Source organism: Streptomyces sp. NPDC060031, assembly GCF_042736805.1.
In the GTDB taxonomy this organism is placed as follows: domain Bacteria; phylum Actinomycetota; class Actinomycetes; order Streptomycetales; family Streptomycetaceae; genus Streptomyces.
In genome coordinates this window covers 25,525-42,370 of record NZ_JBHWVM010000069.1, presented here as the reverse complement: position 1 = coordinate 42,370, position 16,846 = coordinate 25,525, and the positions used below count along the sequence as shown (strand labels likewise).

Annotated in this window: 14 protein-coding genes and 1 tRNA gene; 9 read left to right on the top strand and 6 right to left on the bottom strand. The window is 73.6% G+C overall.

All coding sequences use genetic code 11. The features are described 5' to 3' along the window. Positions 1-258: 258 nt before the first annotated feature. From ACFWB8_RS26505 to ACFWB8_RS26495, 3 genes are all read left to right on the top strand, one after another. Entirely contained in the window at positions 259-1,209 is a 951-nt protein-coding gene (locus ACFWB8_RS26505; RefSeq protein WP_385232015.1) for a hypothetical protein, read from the top strand. A gap of 60 nt (positions 1,210-1,269) precedes the next feature. Beyond that, positions 1,270-2,814, top strand: coding sequence for an APC family permease (locus ACFWB8_RS26500; RefSeq protein WP_385232012.1), 1,545 nt, complete (start codon positions 1,270-1,272; stop codon positions 2,812-2,814). A gap of 221 nt (positions 2,815-3,035) precedes the next feature. Beyond that, on the top strand, positions 3,036-4,475 hold the full coding sequence (locus tag ACFWB8_RS26495) for an amino acid permease (protein ID WP_385232009.1): 1,440 nt from the start codon (positions 3,036-3,038) through the stop codon (positions 4,473-4,475). A 5-nt stretch (positions 4,476-4,480) separates the two neighbouring features. On the opposite strand, the gene ACFWB8_RS26490 is transcribed toward ACFWB8_RS26495, so the two are convergent. Continuing rightward, positions 4,481-6,007, bottom strand: a complete 1,527-nt coding sequence (locus ACFWB8_RS26490) for a protein kinase (RefSeq protein ID WP_385232027.1) — start codon at positions 6,005-6,007, stop codon at positions 4,481-4,483. 185 nt (positions 6,008-6,192) lie between these two features. Then, positions 6,193-6,277, bottom strand: a tRNA-Leu gene (locus ACFWB8_RS26485). A 169-nt stretch (positions 6,278-6,446) separates the two neighbouring features. On the opposite strand from ACFWB8_RS26485, the gene ACFWB8_RS26480 reads away from it, so the two are divergent. From ACFWB8_RS26480 to ACFWB8_RS26470, 3 genes are all read left to right on the top strand, one after another. Further along, complete coding sequence (locus ACFWB8_RS26480; RefSeq protein WP_385232006.1) at positions 6,447-7,772, top strand: M20/M25/M40 family metallo-hydrolase; 1,326 nt, start codon at positions 6,447-6,449, stop codon at positions 7,770-7,772. Between the two features lie 137 nt (positions 7,773-7,909). Continuing rightward, complete coding sequence (gene chpH, locus ACFWB8_RS26475; protein ID WP_385232003.1) at positions 7,910-8,143, top strand: chaplin ChpH; 234 nt, start codon at positions 7,910-7,912, stop codon at positions 8,141-8,143. Positions 8,144-8,293: 150 nt separating this feature from the next. Beyond that, the gene (locus tag ACFWB8_RS26470) at positions 8,294-9,106 is read left to right on the top strand and encodes a chaplin family protein (RefSeq protein ID WP_385232000.1); all 813 of its coding nucleotides are present in this window, start codon (positions 8,294-8,296) and stop codon (positions 9,104-9,106) included. Between the two features lie 46 nt (positions 9,107-9,152). Here the strand turns inward: ACFWB8_RS26470 and ACFWB8_RS26465 are convergent, their stop codons facing one another. Next, positions 9,153-9,341 (bottom strand): DUF5703 family protein, encoded by a 189-nt coding sequence (locus ACFWB8_RS26465; RefSeq protein ID WP_385231997.1) that lies wholly within the window; start codon positions 9,339-9,341, stop codon positions 9,153-9,155. A gap of 47 nt (positions 9,342-9,388) precedes the next feature. Here ACFWB8_RS26465 and ACFWB8_RS26460 point away from each other — a divergent pair, with 47 nt between their 5' ends. Next, complete coding sequence (locus tag ACFWB8_RS26460) at positions 9,389-10,084, top strand: hypothetical protein (RefSeq protein ID WP_385231994.1); 696 nt, start codon at positions 9,389-9,391, stop codon at positions 10,082-10,084. A 46-nt stretch (positions 10,085-10,130) separates the two neighbouring features. Here ACFWB8_RS26460 and ACFWB8_RS26455 read toward each other — a convergent pair whose 3' ends face one another. Then, the gene (locus ACFWB8_RS26455; RefSeq protein WP_385231991.1) at positions 10,131-12,623 is read right to left on the bottom strand and encodes a helix-hairpin-helix domain-containing protein; all 2,493 of its coding nucleotides are present in this window, start codon (positions 12,621-12,623) and stop codon (positions 10,131-10,133) included. After that, a complete protein-coding gene (locus ACFWB8_RS26450; RefSeq protein ID WP_385231988.1) occupies positions 12,620-13,612 on the bottom strand; it encodes an aldo/keto reductase in 993 nt (330 codons plus the stop codon). The genes ACFWB8_RS26455 and ACFWB8_RS26450 overlap by 4 nt, the downstream gene beginning before the upstream one ends. Positions 13,613-13,718: 106 nt before the next feature. Between ACFWB8_RS26450 and ACFWB8_RS26445 the strand changes: the two genes are divergently transcribed. Both ACFWB8_RS26445 and ACFWB8_RS26440 read left to right on the top strand, forming a co-directional pair. Further along, the gene (locus tag ACFWB8_RS26445) at positions 13,719-14,768 is read left to right on the top strand and encodes an LLM class F420-dependent oxidoreductase (RefSeq protein WP_385231985.1); all 1,050 of its coding nucleotides are present in this window, start codon (positions 13,719-13,721) and stop codon (positions 14,766-14,768) included. A gap of 201 nt (positions 14,769-14,969) precedes the next feature. Further along, on the top strand, positions 14,970-15,758 hold the full coding sequence (locus ACFWB8_RS26440) for a ferritin-like domain-containing protein (RefSeq protein ID WP_385231982.1): 789 nt from the start codon (positions 14,970-14,972) through the stop codon (positions 15,756-15,758). A gap of 55 nt (positions 15,759-15,813) precedes the next feature. On the opposite strand, the gene corA is transcribed toward ACFWB8_RS26440, so the two are convergent. Next, positions 15,814-16,806: a magnesium/cobalt transporter CorA gene (corA, locus tag ACFWB8_RS26435; protein WP_385231979.1), complete on the bottom strand. Its 993-nt coding sequence runs from the start codon at positions 16,804-16,806 to the stop codon at positions 15,814-15,816. Positions 16,807-16,846: the final 40 nt, after the last annotated feature.

Genomic DNA, 16,846 nt, shown 5'->3' with positions numbered 1-16,846 from the left:
AGAGACAGCCCACGGCCGGGGCCGCCCGCGCGGGGCCGCCCGTCCACCGGCCGCGGGCAGCGTCTCGCCCCGCACCAGCTGGTCGCGCCGCGGCCCGGCGAACCGGAACAACCCACTCAACTCGGCACCTTGCCGAACCAGTTGAAACGCGCCACCCAGTGGACTGGACCTTGACTCGGAGCAGTGCCTACCGCTTTGCTGTGCGTGATCATTCGGCCACACCGTCCAACCGCCCGCGTCCTGGAGGGAATTCCGCGGATGTCCCCGCCTCCGCCGCCTCTCGGCCGCGCCCGCAAGCGGGACGCCCAGCTCTTCGACTCGGCCCTCTGTGACAGCGAACTGGTCGACGTGCGGAGCCAGTTCACCCAGGGCCGGTGGGCCAAGGCCCGCTCCCTCCTCGTCGCCACCGGCGACGACTGGGACCGCCGCGGCCACCGCCTCGTCGTCCTCGCCGAGACCCCCGCCGCCACCGCCTGGGCCCGCGAGTGGCTGCTCGCCGAGCCCGAGAGCGCCGACGCCACGACCCTCCTCGCCTGCGCGGCCGTCTTCACCGCCCTGCGCCGCAAGGGCACGCCCGAGGCTGCCGAGGAGGCCTGCCGCCGGGCCGCCGCCCTCTTCCCCGCCGACCCCACGCCCTGGCTGGGCCTGCTCCTGCTCACCCGCGCCTTCGGCACCGAGGAGGAGTTCAGCCGCCACTTCGACCAGGTCCGGGCCCGCCACCGGGAGCACCACCACGCGCACCACCTGATGGTCGCCAAGCTCGCCGAGCGCACCCCCGCCACCGGACACGACCCGCTCCACGAGGTGTACGACTTCGCCGCCTGGGCCGCCGAGGAGTCCCCGGCCGACTCCCCGCTCGCCGTACTGCCCGTCATCGCCCACGCCGAGCGCTACCGGGTGCTCGCCGGCAAGTACGGCTCCGACACCACCGCCGGCGCCGTGGCCCACTGGTCGGGCCGCCGCGCCCGCCAGGTACTGCGCTCCGCCTTCGACTGGTGGCTGGAGTGGGAGCGCGAGGACCACCCCCGCAACCGGGTGGACCTCAACTTCCTGGCCCACGCCAAGCTCTGCGAGGGCCGCCCCGCCGAGGCGGCCGCGCTCTTCCACCGCATCGGGAGCCACGCGACCCCGGCCCCCTGGTCCTACCCGGACCTCGACCCCCACAAGGCCTTCCTCGCCGCGCGCAGTGTGGCGCTCGGCACCGCCTGAGCCTTCGTCCCCGAAACCCCCGACCCCGAAGGCTCGCAGACCCCCGAAAGGACACCCGCCATGGCGACGGGCAGATCCACCACGCTCCACGACGCGGCCGAGATACGCACGTACAAGGGCCAGGACCGTGCCCTGCGCGCCGACCGCCTCGGCACCGCCGGCCTGCTGCTCTCCGTACTCGCCGCCAGTGCCCCCCTGATGGTGGTCGCGGGGGTCATGCCCACGACCTTCGGGGTCATGGGAGTCGTCGGCCAGCCGCTGCTGTTCGTCATCCTCGGAGCCGTCCTCGCGCTCTTCAGCATCGGCTACGCCGAGATGAGCCGGCACGTGCACAACGCCGGCGCCTTCTACGCGTACATCGCCCGCGGCCTCGGCCCCACCGCGGGGGCCGGCGCCTCGCTCGTCGCCCTCGTCGCGTACAGCGCCATGCAGGTCGGCGTCTACGGCATCCTCGGCTTCGAGATCTCCGGGCTCTTCGCCACCTACCTCGAGATCGAACTCGCCTGGTGGATACCGGCCCTGCTCGCGGTCGCCGCCACCGGCGCCCTCGGCTGGCTCAAGATCGACCTCAACGCCAAGGTCCTCGGAGTCCTCCTCCTCATCGAGTGCGCCCTCGTCGTCATCTTCGACGCCGCCGCCCTCGGCAAGCCCGCCGCCGCCGGCCTCTCGCTGCACGCCTTCAACCCCGAGACCCTCAGCGGAGCCGGGCTCGGCACCGCCCTGTGCTTCTGCATCGCCGCCTTCGTCGGCTTCGAGCAGTCTCCCGTCTACGCCGAGGAGACCAGCAAGCCGCACATCGTCGTCTCGCGCGTCATGTTCCTCGCCGTCGGCTTCGTCGCCCTCTTCTTCGCGCTCAGCGCCTGGGCCCTGACGGTCGCCACCGGCCCCGGCGAGGTGGTCAAGGCCTCCGCCGAAGCCGGCCCCGGCCTGCTCTTCCAGCTCACCGAGGACCGCCTCGGCACCGCCTTCACCGACGCCCTGCACGTCCTGTTCGTGACCGGCATGTTCGCGGCGATGCTCAGCTTCCACAACGTCGTCGCCCGCTACGCCTTCGCCATGGGCCGCGAGGGCCTGCTCCCGGCCGCCTTCGGCCGTACCAACGCCGGCACCGGCGCCCCCGCCACCGGCTCGCTCCTGCAGACCGTCGTCGCCGCCGTCGTCGTCATCGCCTTCGCCGTCACCGACGACAAGCCCGCCGGCGACCCCACCGCCCCGGTCCTGCACCTGTTCACCTGGATGGGCAGCGTCGGCGCCCTCGGAGTGACCCTCCTCATGGCCGCCGCCTCCTTCGCCGTCATCGCCTTCTTCGTCCGCCGCGGCACCGCCGGCGCCCAGGTCTGGCGACTGATCGCGGCCGGCGCCGCCGGCCTCGCCCTCCTCGCCATCGCCGTCTACACCGTCCGCGACTTCGGCGTCCTGGTCGGCGCCGAGGACGGCTCCGCGCTCAGCTGGGTGCTGCCCGGCATCATCGGCGCCGCCGTCGTGATCGGCCTGCTGTACGGGGCCCTGCTGCGCAGCCGCCGCCCCGAGGTGCACGCCCGCATCGGCCTGGGCAACGAGGCCTTCCGCCTCGACCAGGCGGCGGAGGCCGCACCGCACGAATAGCGGGATCGCCTCGCATTCCAGCCCCTGCGAAGCCCCCGACGACCGTTTCCAAGGTCGTCGGGGGCTTCGGCGCGCAGGGGGACGATTTTGGCGGGTGGCGGAGCCTCATGGTCTCCTGGGGCGACAAAACCATCGGACCGCAGCACGGGGGACACCACCCGGCTCCCCTGCGGCGTTCCCGACCTGCCTGTCCGACCCCCCCCACGAAGGCGAAGTCATAGATGAGTGACCGCACCTTGACCGAGGCCCCCGCCCCGGCGTCGCCCCGCCATGTCGACGCCGGTGACGAGGGCTACAGCAAGGACCTCAAGTCCCGCCACATCAACATGATCGCGATCGGCGGAGCGATAGGCACCGGCCTGTTCCTCGGCGCGGGCGGCCGCCTCGCCGGCGCGGGCCCCTCCCTCGCCATCGCCTACGCGGTGTGCGGGATCTTCGCCTTCTTCGTGGTCCGGGCCCTCGGCGAGCTCGTCCTCTACCGCCCCTCCTCCGGAGCCTTCGTCTCCTACGCCCGCGAGTTCATGGGGGAGAAGGGCGCCTACACGGCCGGCTGGCTCTACTTCCTCAACTGGTCCACGACCACCGTCGCCGACATCACCGCCGCGGCGACCTACGCCCACTTCTGGTCGATGTTCACCGACGTCCCCCAGTGGGTCCTCGCCTTCATCGCCCTCGCCATCGTCCTCGCCGCCAACCTGATCTCGGTGAAGTACTTCGGCGAGATGGAGTTCTGGTTCTCCCTGGTGAAGGTCGCCGCCCTGACGATCTTCCTGCTCGTCGGCATCTACCTCGTCGCCACCAGCACCGAGATCGACGGCCACACCCCGGGCCTGTCCTCCATCACCGACAACGGCGGCATCTTCCCCGTCGGCATGCTCCCGATGCTGCTCGTCATCCAGGGCGTGGTCTTCGCGTACGCCTCCGTCGAGCTGTGCGGCGTCGCCGCCGGCGAGACCGAGAACCCCGAGAAGATCATGCCCAAGGCGATCAACTCGATCATGTGGCGCGTCGGCATCTTCTACGTCGGCTCGGTGGTCCTGCTCGCGCTGCTGCTCCCGTACACCGCGTACTCGGACGGCCAGAGCCCCTTCGTCACCGTCTTCGACAAGCTGGGCATCCCCGGGGCCGCCGGGATCATGAACCTGGTCGTCCTGACCGCCGCCCTCTCCAGCCTGAACTCCGGCCTCTACTCCACCGGCCGCATCCTGCGCTCGATGGCCATGTCCGGATCCGCCCCCAAGTTCACCGCCCGCATGAACAAGGGCAAGGTCCCCTACGGCGGCGTCCTGTTCACCGCCGCTTTCGGCCTGGCCGGCGTCGCCCTGAACAAGTTCATGCCGTCCGAAGCCTTCGAGATCGTCCTGAACTTCGCCTCCCTCGGCATCCTCGGCACCTGGGCGATGGTCATGATCTGCTCGCTCTTCTTCTGGCGCCGCGCCCGCGAGGGCAAGGTCGAACGCCCCTCGTACCGCCTGCCCTGGGCCCCGTACACCCAGCTCGTGACGCTGGCCTTCCTGGTCACGGTCCTGGTCCTGATGTGGTGCGACGGCGGAGTGGGCCGCACGACCGTCATGTGCGTCCCGGTCATCGGCGCCGCCCTGGTCGGCGGCTGGTACCTGGTCCGCGGCCGGGTCGCCGAACTCGCCGCGTCCCGCGACTGACGCCGTCAGAACCCCGCGGTGCCCCGCGGGTCCGGTACGAAGGAGTCCAGCGCCGCGTCGAAGTGGCCGCGCGCGTCGGCGGCCCGGCCGACCGGCGCCGACACCCACACGTCGTACAGGACCCCGTCCTGTTCCCAGCAGACGTCGAAGGTGTGCCGGGCGCCCTCGGCGCGGGTGAAGCCGTCCCAGGTGAACTCCCACAGGGCGGCCGGCAGCCCGTCGTGCGTCGTCGGGACGACCTTGCCCTCCCGGTACCCCGGATTGCTCTGCGCACCGTGCCGGTCGGCGAGCCGCATCGACGCGAGCGGGCCGCCGGCCGGCGCCGGGGCCGTCTTGATCCCGATCCGCACGGACTCGTCCGGCGACGCGTAGAACACCCGCTGGTCGTCGGTGGTGCGCCGGAACCCGGCCGGTACGGCGAGGCTGAAGCCCTGCGCGTCGGACACGACCTGGTACCCGGCGGGCGCCGGCCGCACCGACCTGGCGGGCGAGCCCGACGGGGACGCCGACGCGGACGGAGACGGTGACGGGGCAGGGGAGGGGCCGGCGGCGCCCGCCGTCACACCGGACCCCTTCCCGTTGCCCTTCCCCGCGGCCCCGTCGTCGCCGAGCAGCGCCGTCGCCGTCACCGTGCCGACGACCGCCACGGCGATCAGCGCCGCCACCAGCCCCGCGCGCAGCGCCGCCCGCCGCCGCCCGGACCCCGGGGGCAGCGGGCCGCCCGGCCGGGTGGCCCGCTCGGTCGGCGTGTACACCGCGGCCGCCACGGCCACCGCCGCAACCGCCGCCCCGTCGCCCTCGCCCGCCGCGCAGGCCGCCAGCAGCCGCGCCGCCTCCGCCGCGCCCAGCCGCCGCTCCGGATCCCGTTCCAGCAGACCGCGGACCACCGGAGTCAGGGGCCCCAGCCCGTCCGGCGGGCGGATCTCGCCGAACGCCACGGCGTGCAGGACGCCGCCGACCGAATCGCGGTGGAAGGGCGACCTGCCCGTCGCGGCCGCACACAGCAGCACGCCGAGCGACCACAGATCGGCCGCGGGCCCGGCCTCCTCGCCCCGCAACCGCTCGGGCGCCGTGTACTCGGGCGAGCCCACGAAGGCCCCGGTCTCACTGATGGTCGTCGCCCCGGCCAGCCGGGCGATCCCGAAGTCGGTCAGCACGACCCGGCCCGTGCCCGCCTCCAGCAGGACATTGGCGGGCTTCACGTCCCGGTGCAGCACACCGCGGTCGTGCGCCGCGCTCAGCGCACCGAGCAGCGCGAGCCCGAGCCGGGCCGTCTCGACGGGGTTCAGCGGCCCCGCACCCGCGAGCCGGTCGGCCAGCGAGCCGCCGTCGACGAGCTCCATGACGATGTAGGGGACGCCCTCGTGCTCCACGACGTCGTGGACGACCACGACGTGCGGATGCCTGATCTGCGCGACGACCCGCGCCTCCCGCAGGGCGCCCGTGGCCCGCGTACCGCCGTCGACGTGGAGCTCCTTGGCAGCCACCGGCCGCCCGAGCAGCTCGTCCTCGGCCCGCCAGACGGTCCCCATGCCGCCCCGGCCCAGCCGCTCCCGAAGCCGGTAACGGCCACCGATCACCGTGCTGTTGCCCGGCCCGTCCTGCGCCACGCTCTTCCCCCGTCCGCCGGTCACGGGCCATGATGCCGTACCCGGCGCGGGGCAGACCGCAGTCCCCCAACGCAAAGGACCCCACCGAAGTGGGGTCCTTCACTCTGTGTCCGAGGGGGGACTTGAACCCCCACGCCCGATAAAGGGCACTAGCACCTCAAGCTAGCGCGTCTGCCATTCCGCCACCCGGACAAGGTGTCTGTCTCGCGTCCCTCGCGGGCCGTTCCGACGTGGAAAACATTACCAAACATTCCGGGGTCCTCGATCACACCCCCCGACGGCCGGGGATCGCCCTTGGGGAGAGCGGCCCGGGGCGGGAGGATGGGAGGCAGTTCGGTACCGATCAGTGGGAGGAAGCAGCGTGAGCGAGTCGAGCGCGGGCAGGACCGTCTCCGGCGAGGACGAGGTCGTCGACCTCTGCCGGGACCTCATCCGGATCGACACCAGCAACTACGGCGACCACTCCGGGCCCGGCGAGCGCAAGGCGGCCGAGTGGGTCGCCGAGCAGCTCGCGGAGGTCGGGCTGGAGCCGCAGATCTTCGAGTCGCACAAGGGGCGCGCCTCGACCGTCGCGCGCATCGAGGGCGAGGACCCGTCGCGGCCCGCGCTCCTGATCCACGGGCACACCGACGTGGTTCCGGCCAATGCCGCCGACTGGACCTACGACCCCTTCGCGGGCGAGATCGCCGACGGCTGCCTGTGGGGCCGCGGCGCCGTCGACATGAAGGACATGGACGCGATGACGCTGGCCGTCGTACGCGACCGCATGCGCAGCGGGCGCAAGCCCCCGCGGGACATCGTGCTGGCCTTCCTCGCCGACGAGGAGGCGGGCGGTGTCTACGGCGCCCGGCACCTCGTCGACAAGCACCCCGGGCTCTTCGACGGGGTCACGGAGGCGATCGGCGAGGTCGGCGGCTTCTCGTTCACGGTCAACGAGAACCTGCGGCTCTACCTGGTGGAGACCGCGCAGAAGGGCATGCACTGGATGCGGCTCACGGTGGAGGGCACCGCGGGCCACGGCTCCATGACCAACAACGACAACGCCATCACGGAGCTGTGCGAGGCCGTCGGGCGCCTCGGCCGCCACCAGTGGCCGGTGCGCGTGACCAAGACCGTACGGTCCTTCCTCGACGAACTCTCGGACGCCCTCGGAACCCCGCTCGACCCCGACAACATGGACGCGACGCTCGCCAAGCTCGGCGGCATCGCCAAGATGGTCGGCGCGACCCTGCGCAACTCGGCCGCCCCGACCATGCTCGGCGCCGGCTACAAGGTCAACGTCATCCCCGGCCAGGCCACCGCACACGTGGACGGCCGCTTCCTGCCGGGCTACGAGGACGAGTTCTTCGCCGACCTCGACCGGATCCTCGGCCCGCGCGTGAAGCGGGAGGACGTGCACGGGGACAAGGCCCTGGAGACGGACTTCGACGGCCGGCTCGTGGACGCCATGCAGGGCGCCCTGCGGGCCGAGGACCCGATCGCCCGCGCGGTCCCGTACATGCTCTCGGGCGGCACGGACGCGAAGTCCTTCGACGACCTCGGGATCCGCTGCTTCGGCTTCGCGCCGCTGCAGCTGCCGCCGGAGCTGGACTTCGCCGGGATGTTCCACGGAGTGGACGAGCGGGTGCCGGTCGACGGGCTCAAGTTCGGCGTCCGGGTGCTCGACCGGTTCATCGACAACGCCTAACGCCGGGGATTCGCAGAGGTGTGCGCAAACCACTGAGAAGAGTGAATGCGCTCATACGCTCGTAGCCCTGGTGAACCCTCCTCGTTACAGGTGGTGCGGTCCGCGGCTGGGACCGCACTTGCCTACTAGGAGGAACAATGCTCAAGAAGGTTGTCGCCGCTGCGGCTGCTACCGGTGGTCTGGTTCTCGCGGGAGCGGGTCTGGCCGTCGCCGACGCGGGTGCCCAGGGTGCGGCCATCGGCTCCCCCGGTGTCCTGTCCGGCAACGTCGTCCAGGTTCCGGTTCACGTTCCCGTGAACGTCTGCGGTAACACGGTCAACGTGATCGCCCTGCTGAACCCGGCTTTCGGCAACACCTGCGTCAACGCCTGACGCATCTGAAGTTCTCGGCCCCGGAGCGCATCCCAGCGCTCCGGGGCTGCCGGGCTTTACGGCCCGGCACCGATCTTTCGGCGTGCGCGGCGGGGGAGCCTGTACGGCCAGTGCGTCGACCACACGTACACACCAGGGGACGAAGTACAGATGCGACGACAGGTACAGGTCACCACCAGGAAGACCTTGATCACCGTAGCGGCCGCGGGGGGTCTGCTCGCGTTCGGCGGGGGTTACGCACACGCGGACTCCAGCGCGTCCGGTCATGCCGCGAACTCGCCCGGACTGCTGTCCGGGAACAACGCCCAGGCGCCCGTGGACACACCGGTGAACGTCTGCGGCAACACCGTCACGGTCGTGGGGGCCCTCAACCCGGCCTTCGGCAACCACTGTTCCAACGACTCGGGCAAGCACGGGCACCAGGGCCATCCGGGCAATCCCGGTACGCCGGGCCATCCGGGCAACCCGGGTACGCCGGGCCACCCCGGCCACCCGGACGAGCCGTGCGACGAGGACGAGTCCGGCCACCCCGGCCACCCCGGACATCCGGGGAACCCGGGCACCCCCGGCCACCCCGGTACGCCGGGCCACCCCGGGAATGGGGGCACGCCGGGCCACCCCGAAACTCCCGGCCAGCCGGGGAACCCCAGTACGCCGGGGAACCCCGGGAACCCGGGAACTCCCGGCCACCCGGGCACGCCCGGTACTCCGGGTCAGCACGGCACCCCCGGTAACCCCGGCGCTCCGGGTCAGCCCGGCACTCCCGGTACGCCCGCCGCCCCCGGCACCGGCCCCGGTTCCGTGACGCCCATCGGTACACACCCCGGCCAGCAGGCCGGCCCCGGGACCGGCGGTCTCGCCGCCACCGGCGCGGGCGACGTCCTCTCCGCCGGCGTACCGCTGGCCGGAGGCATGCTGCTGGCAGGCGCCGTGCTCTACCGCCGGGCGCGCAACGCAGCCTGACGGCGTACCCGTGACGTGGCGCGGCCCCGGCCCCCCGGGGCCCGCGTCACCAGGTCGCGCGGACCTGGCGGATGATCCGGCGGCGCAGTCGTACCCGGCGACTGCCGTCCCGAAGCAGGGTCAGCCGGTCGAGCTCCCAATGCCCGTACTCGGCATGATCGGTCAACAGGCGGGTCGTGTCCTGGCGAGGAACCCCGCGGGGCACGTACAGGTCGACGAATTCGTATTCCGGCATCGCATCTATTGTGCGGGCAGCACCCTGCTACGGATAGCGTCTGCACTATGTCTGATGCCGCTCTGCCCACTGTTGCCGAGGTACGCGCCGCCGCCGAGGCGGTCAAGGCCGCGCTCGACCGTCACCTCGCCGCGGTCGAGAGCAGGATCGGGGACGAGGACCCCGCCGTCTACACCGCGTTCAACGAACTCGCCGCCGCGGCCGAGGAGTACGACGAACTCCTCTACGACCGGTACGACGAGGTCACCCCGTTCGAGATCCCCACGCCCGAGGACGGGGTCCCGTACACCGGTCCCGCCGAGCCCGCCGCCTTCAGCGTCCTCGTCCGCCGCGATTACGCCGTCGTCGAACCGGCACGGCTGATCGCCCAGGCCGAGCGCGTCGCCGCGCACGACCGGGAGGCCGACCTCGACCACGACGGGGGCACCGCCGGTGCGCTCGGCGTGCTGTTCGGGGAGTACGAGCCGGACGAGATCGCTTCCCGCGCCAAGGACTTCGGCCTGGAGGAGGGCGACTCCACCCTCTGGATCGCGGCGTCACAGGAGATCGCCGAACCGGGGGAGTGGCTGGGCTCGCCCTTCGGCCACACCGATCCGCAGGACGTCCTGCACCGGTTCGACGTCAGCTCCGTCTTCGACGACGAGGCCGACGAATTCGACGAAGAGGCGGACGAGGAGCCGGACGAGGAGCCGGACGAGGAGCCGGACGGCGCGAGCGCGGAGCCGGGTCTGACGCCCGCCTGAGCCACCGCGGCCCCCGTCCCGGGAGGGAACGGGGGCCGCGGCCTGCTCATTCCTGCCCGGCGGCCGACTCCCGGGCCGAGGCCGCCAGCGCCCGCAGCAGACCCGCCAGCCGGGTCGTACGGGGCTTCGGCAGCACCTCGGCGACCGCGTGCGGCAGCGCCTGGTCGACACCGTGCACCACCGACAGGTGCCGCTCGGCGCGGCCGAAGGCCGTGTACACCCAGTCCCGGGACAGCGCGGGCGCCGCGTCACCGGGCAGTACGACGACCACCGCGGGCCAGCGCGCCCCGACGGCCTGATGCGCCGTCACCGCCCAGCCGTGCCGCACCTGGGCCTCCACCCGCTCCTTCGGTACGGTGACCCGCCCGCCCGCGGCCTCCAGGTGCAGCCCCTGCGCGTCCGCCGACACCACCCGGGCCGCCAGCGCGCGCCCGGGCGAGGGCACGTGGACCACGCGGTCCCCGGGGTCGAAGCCGCCGAACCGGCCGGGGCCCGGGTTCAGGCGCTCCTTGAGGGCGGCGTTGAGCGCGCGGGTGCCCGCGGAGCCGCCGTGGCCCGGGGTGATCACCTGCACGCTGTCGGCCGGGATCCCGAAGGCGCGCGGCACCGACTCGGCCACCAGCTGCACGGTGCGGTGGACGGCCTCCCCGGCGTCGCGCACCGGGACGATGACGACCTCCTTGCCGGGGGCGTCGACCTGGTTCAGCTCCCCGATCCCGACCCCGGAGACCAGCTCGCCGAGCGGACCGGGGTCCGGGGTGCGGGAGACCACCTGGGGGCAGGCGCGGGCGGCCAGCACATCGGCGAACACCCGGCCCGGCCCGGCGGAGCCGAGCACGCCCGGGTCGCCGGACAGCACCAGCCGGGCCCCGTCGGGGACCGACTCCACCAGCGCGGCGGCGGTCTCCACGTCCAGCTGGGGGGCGTCCAGGACCACGAGCAGGTCCAGCTCGAACTGCCCGTCCGCGTCCCGCCCGGGGCCCTCGGTCCCGGCGAGCAGGCCGGCCACGGTGACGGCACCGGCGGCCGCGGCGGGGGCCGGGGCGGGCGCGTGCGCGGCCAGGCAGGCGCGCAGGCCGAACTGGCGGGCGGCGGCCAGCAGGGCCAGCGGTTCGGCGCGGGCCGCCTCGCCGCCGGTGTGGGCGACCAGGCCGTGCCGGGCGGCGGCGCGGATCAGCTCGGCGCCCGGGCCGGTGGCGGCCTCGTCCCAGTCCGCCGGGTCCGTGAACGTGTTGGCCAGCCGGGCCAGGCCGTCGGCCAGGCTCTCCTCCGCCATGGCGGATCCCTCCAGGCCGACGAGCACCCGTACGGGCTGCTCCTCGCCCTCCGCGACGGGCTCGCCCAGCGGCTCGTGGAACACCAGCACCGCGCCGTCGCCCACGGCCGCTTCCAGGGCCTCGGCGGGGTCCGGTACGCCGTACTGCGCGAGGGCCGACTCCAGGGTCGGGGCCTCCAGGGCGGTGTGCCCCTTGGCGGCGGCCTGGGCCAGCAGCCAGCCCACCAGCGCGGTGGCACGGCGCTCGTCCCCGGGACCGGCCCCGGCGCCGAGCAGGGCCCGCGCGAAGCCGTCCGCCTGGGCCGGGCGGACGCCGGGGACGGCGAGCAGCCGCCAGGGATCCTCCGCGAGCTGCGCGGCGGCGTCGTCGCCGAGGGCCGCGGCGGCCGGCTCCGCGAGGGCCTCGGGGGCGCCGCCGCGCGCCAGTACGGCGCGGACGTCCTGGACGGAGCCGGCGGAGGGCGCGGGCGCCGGAGCGGGCGCGGGCGCGGGGGTGCGGGGCGGCGGGGGAGCCGGGGCCGCCTTGCGCGGCGCGGCCGGGGCGTCGTCGAAGTACACGGCGGGGGGCTTGGCCCCGCTCTCCACGGCCCGTACGGCGGCCAGCAGGTCGGCGGCCTGGCCGCTGAGCTTCCCGCCGGCCTCGACGGGCGTCTCGCGCTCCGCCTTCCTGCGCGCGATCCGCTCGCGCTCGACCTTCTGTGCGGCCAGCTCGGCCGCCGCCTCGCTCAGCGCGGGCGCTGCGGCCCCACCCTCGGTGGCGCCCTCCGCCGCGGGCTCGCCTTCGGCGGCGCCCTCCGACGCCGGCTCGCCTTCGGCGGCGCCCTCCGACGCCGGCTCGCCTTCGGCGGCGCCCTCCGACGCCGGCTCGGTCCCGAAGCCTTCCGCCGCTGCCGGGACCTGGCCTTCGTCGGCACCTTCGTCGTCCGCCGGCGCGCCTTCGTCAGCGGCCTCGGGCCCGGCAGCGGCGTCGGCCGGCGCGGGCTCGCCTTCGGCGGCGCCCTCCGGCGCGGGCTCGGTCCCGGGCTCGGGGGTGGGCCCTGCGGGGCTTTCCCCCGCCCCGCCCCTTCCCGAAACCGGGGGCTCCGCCCCCGGATCCCCTTCGCCGCCGGACCGCTCCCGGGCTTCGCCCGGACCGCCCTCGCCCTCCCGGGCTTCGCCCGGGTCCGTCCCGCCCGCGGCAACCGCCCCGGCTCCGGCCGGCCCTCCGGCGTCCGCGGGGGTCGCCTCGGTGGCGGCGAGGGGGGCGGCGGGGTCCGTGGTCACAGGGTGCTCCAGTCCTGGTCGGGGTAGCGGTGCACGGGCGCCGAAACGTCGTCCAGTGCCCGGCAGATCTCCTCCGGAAGACTAAGCGCCTCCACCGACAGCGCCGACGCGAGCTGCGCCGCCGTCCGCGCCCCGACGATCGGGGCGGTCACGCCCGGCCGGTCGCGGACCCAGGCCAGGGCCACCTGGAGCGGGGTGACGGCCAGGCCGTGCGCGGCCGTCGCCACCGCGTCCACGATGAGGCCCGCCGCCTCGTCCAGATACGGGTCCACGAAGGCCCCGAGGGTCTGCGACGCGGCCCGCGAGCCCGCCGGGATGCCGTCGCGGTACTTGCCCGTCAGGACGCCCCGGCCCAGCGGGGAGGAGGGGAGGAGCCCGACGCCCAGGTCCAGGGCCGCGGGCAGGACCTCCCGCTCGACCCCGCGCTGGAGCAGGGAGTACTCCATCTGCGTGGAGGCGAGCCGGGTGCGTACCCCCGGCGCCGCGAGCTGCCAGGTCGCCGCCTTCGCCAGCTGCCAGCCGCAGAAGTCCGCCACCCCCGCGTACCGGGCCCGGCCGCTGCTCACCGCCAGGTCCAGCGCCTGGAGGGTCTCCTCCAGCGGGACCGCCGGGTCGAAGGCGTGCACCTGCCACAGGTCCACGTGGTCCGTGCCCAGCCGGGCCAGGGAGTCGTCGAGCGCCGCGAGCAGGTGCCCGCGCGAGCCGTCGACGCGGCGGTGCGGATCCGGGACGCTGCCGGCCTTGGTCGCGACGACCAGCTCCCGGCGCGGCACCAGCCCCCCGATCAGCCGGCCCAGGAGGTACTCCGCCTCCCCGCCCCCGTACACGTCCGCGGTGTCGACGAGGGTTCCGCCCGCCTCCCAGAACGTCTTCAACTGCTCGGCGGCTTCCGCCTCGTCGGGCCCTTCCGCGGTTCGGCCCCAGGTCAGCGTGCCGAGGCCGATCCGGGACACGCGCAGTCCGGTGCGGCCGAGATGCCTCTGCTCCATGAGCGCTGAGACTACTGGGGCGCTGACGCGGGGCACCGGGGCGCGCTACAGTCCACCGCAGACCTAGGTTACTGATCGGTAAAGCGCACACCGTAAGGGGACGAACATGCGGCTCGGCATCAATCTCGGCTACTGGGGTGCGGGCATGGACGCCGACAACCTCGCCGTCGCCCAGGAGGCCGACCGCCTCGGCTACGACGTCTGCTGGGCCGCGGAGGCGTACGGCTCGGACGCGCCCACGGTGCTCGCCTGGGTCGCCGCCCAGACCGAGCGCATCGACGTGGGCTCGGCGATCATGCAGATCCCGGCCCGCCAGCCCGCGATGACCGCCATGACGGCCGCCACCCTCGACTCGCTCACCAAGGGCCGCTTCCGCCTCGGCCTCGGCGTCTCGGGGCCGCAGGTCTCCGAGGGCTGGTACGGCGTGAAGTTCGACAAGCCCCTCGCGCGGACCCGCGAGTACGTGGAGATCGTCCGCAGGGCGATGAGCCGCGAGCGCCTCTCGTACGAGGGCGAGCACTGGACCCTGCCGCTGCCCGGCGGCCCGGGCAAGCCGCTCAAGCTGACCGTGCACCCGGAGCGCGAGCACATCCCGCTGTACATCGCGGCCATCGGGCCGAAGAACCTGGAGCAGACCGGCGAGATCGCCGACGGCGCGCTGCTGATCTTCCCGGCGGCCGACCACCTGGAGGAGACGGCCCTGCGGCACATCCGCGCGGGCCGCGAGAAGGCCGGGCTGACGATGGACGGCTTCGACGTCTGCCCGACCGTGCCGCTGGCCCTCGGCGAGGACGTGGCCGGGCTCGCGGACATGTTCCGCCCGTACACCGCCCTGTACGTCGGCGGCATGGGCAGCCGCAAGCAGAACTTCTACAACCAGCTCGCCCAGCGCATGGGCTACGAGAAGGAAGCCGCCGAGATCCAGGACAAATACCTGGCGGGCGACAAGCAGGGCGCGGCCGCCGCGATCCCGCACTCGCTGATCGACTCCACCACCCTGCTCGGCCCGGTGGAGCGGATCGCCGACGGGATGCGGGCCTACGCGGAGGCCGGGGTCACCACCCTGACGCTGGCCCCGGCCGGCTTCACCCTGGAGGAGCGGATCGCCGCCCTGCGGGCCGGGACCCGGGCCATGGAGATCGCGGGACTGGCGTAGTTCCCGCCGTTTTACGAGGACTGCACGCCTGCGGCCGTGGTGGGGGCTCGGGGGGTCTTCCCCGCCACGGCCGGCACAGCCAACAACGCGCCGGGCGGTCCCCGGGTTACGCGCCGGGGGCCGTCTCCCCGGTTCGTTCATTCGGACGAGTCGTGCGACCCATCGGTTGCCCGCCCCGGCCACCGGCGTTTGACTCGGTGCATGCTCTCTGCCCGCAGCCTGTTCCAGGAGATCGTCGACCACGACGACTCCTTCCAGCTGTTCTGCTCCATCGCCGCCAGCGGGGAGTCCCAGGGCGGCTGGGAGAACGCCCGCATCGCCGCCCTGGTGCCCGACGGCATGCGCGATCTCGCGCCCAAGATCACCAGGCACGGTGCCGACGAGGACAAGCACGGCCGGATCTTCAGCGCACTGCTGCGCAAGCGCGGCCTGCCGCCCGTCCCGGTCCCGCCCGAGACCGACTACACGATGCTGCTGGAGCGGCGCGGCATCGGCCTCGCGCACGAGAAGCTCCGCCGCGAGCAGGCCCTGACCGAAGAGGACATCGTCGTCTACCTCGCGCACAGCCGGGTCACCGAGCAGCGTGCCGCCGACCAGATGGCCATGCTGGTCAAGTACTTCGGCGACCACCCCGAGGTCGGCAAGGCCGCCCGCATGATCAGCAACGACGAGGACAACCACCTCGCCTACTGCCACGAGGAATTGCTGCGCCTCGCCCGCGAGGGACACGGCCCCGCCATCCAGCGGGTCCTGCGCGAGAGCGCCCTGGTCGAGATCTCCGTCTACCGCGACGTCAGCCTCGCCGTCATGGACCACATGGGCCGGCTGCTGCGCTGGCCCGCGCCGAAGGCCGCCGCGCTCGTCGCCGGGATCCGCGGGATGTACGCGTACGAGCGGTTCAGCGGCTGGCACCGGATGGTCGACCTGCGCCCGCCGGAGCGGCGAAACGCCCTGGGCGGCGCCGCGGCTTCCGCGCCCGGGTTCGCCTGAGGCCGATCCGCTCCGATCCGCCCCGGCCTGGCCTGGCCCGCCCGGACCCGCGGGGCTACAGCCAGCCGCGGCGCTTGAACATCCGGTGCAGACCCAGGCACAGCGCGGCCATCAGCACCACCACCGCCGGGTAGCCCCAGTCCTGCTTGAGCTCCGGCATGTGCTCGAAGTTCATCCCGTAGATCCCCGCGACCATCGTGGGGACCGCCGCCATCGCCGCCCACGCCGAGATCTTGCGCATGTCGTCGTTCTGCCGGACGCCCATCTGCGCCAGGTGCGCGGCCAGCGCGTCCGAGAGCAGCCGGTCCAGGCCCTCGATGTACTCGTTCGCCTTCGTCAGGTGGTCCGCGACGTCGCGGAAGAACGGCTGGGAGTGCTCGTGCACGAAGGGCACGGTCCCGGAGGCCAGGCGGTCCATCGGCTGCAGCAGGGGGCTGGTGGCCCGGCGGAACTCCAGGACCTGCCGCTTGAACCCGTAGATCCGCGCGGCGGTGTTCTTGGTGTCCGCGGCGTTCGGTGCGAAGACCTCCGCCTCCAGCTCCTCCAGGTCGGCCTGGAGCTCGGCGGCCACCTCGATGTAGTGGTCCACCACCGCGTCGGACACCGCGTACAGCACCGCCGTCGGGCCGTGCCTGAGCACGTCGGGCTCCTGCTCCAGCCTGCGTCGTACGGCGGCCAGCGCGGCCCCCTCGCCGTGCCGGACGGTGACCACGAAGGAGTCGCCGATGAACACCATCAGCTCGCCCGCGGTGACCGTGTCCGTGTCGTCGTCGTACATCACCGGCTTGAGGACCACGAAGAGCGAGTCGTCGTACACCTCCAGCTTCGGACGCTGGTGCGCGGTCAGCGCGTCCTCCACCGCCAGCTGGTGCAGGCCGAACTCGTGGCTGACGTGCTCGAATTCCTTCTCCGTCGGCTCGTGCATGCCGACCCACAGGAAGGCGTCACCGGTCGCCCGGGCCTCGTCGAGGGCATCGGAGAAGTCCCCGGGAGCCTCGGAGCGGCGGCCGTTGCGGTACATCGCGCAGTCGACAATCACGCGGGGCATTCTCCCCTGCCCGCGGCCCGCCCGCACACCGGCGTCACCG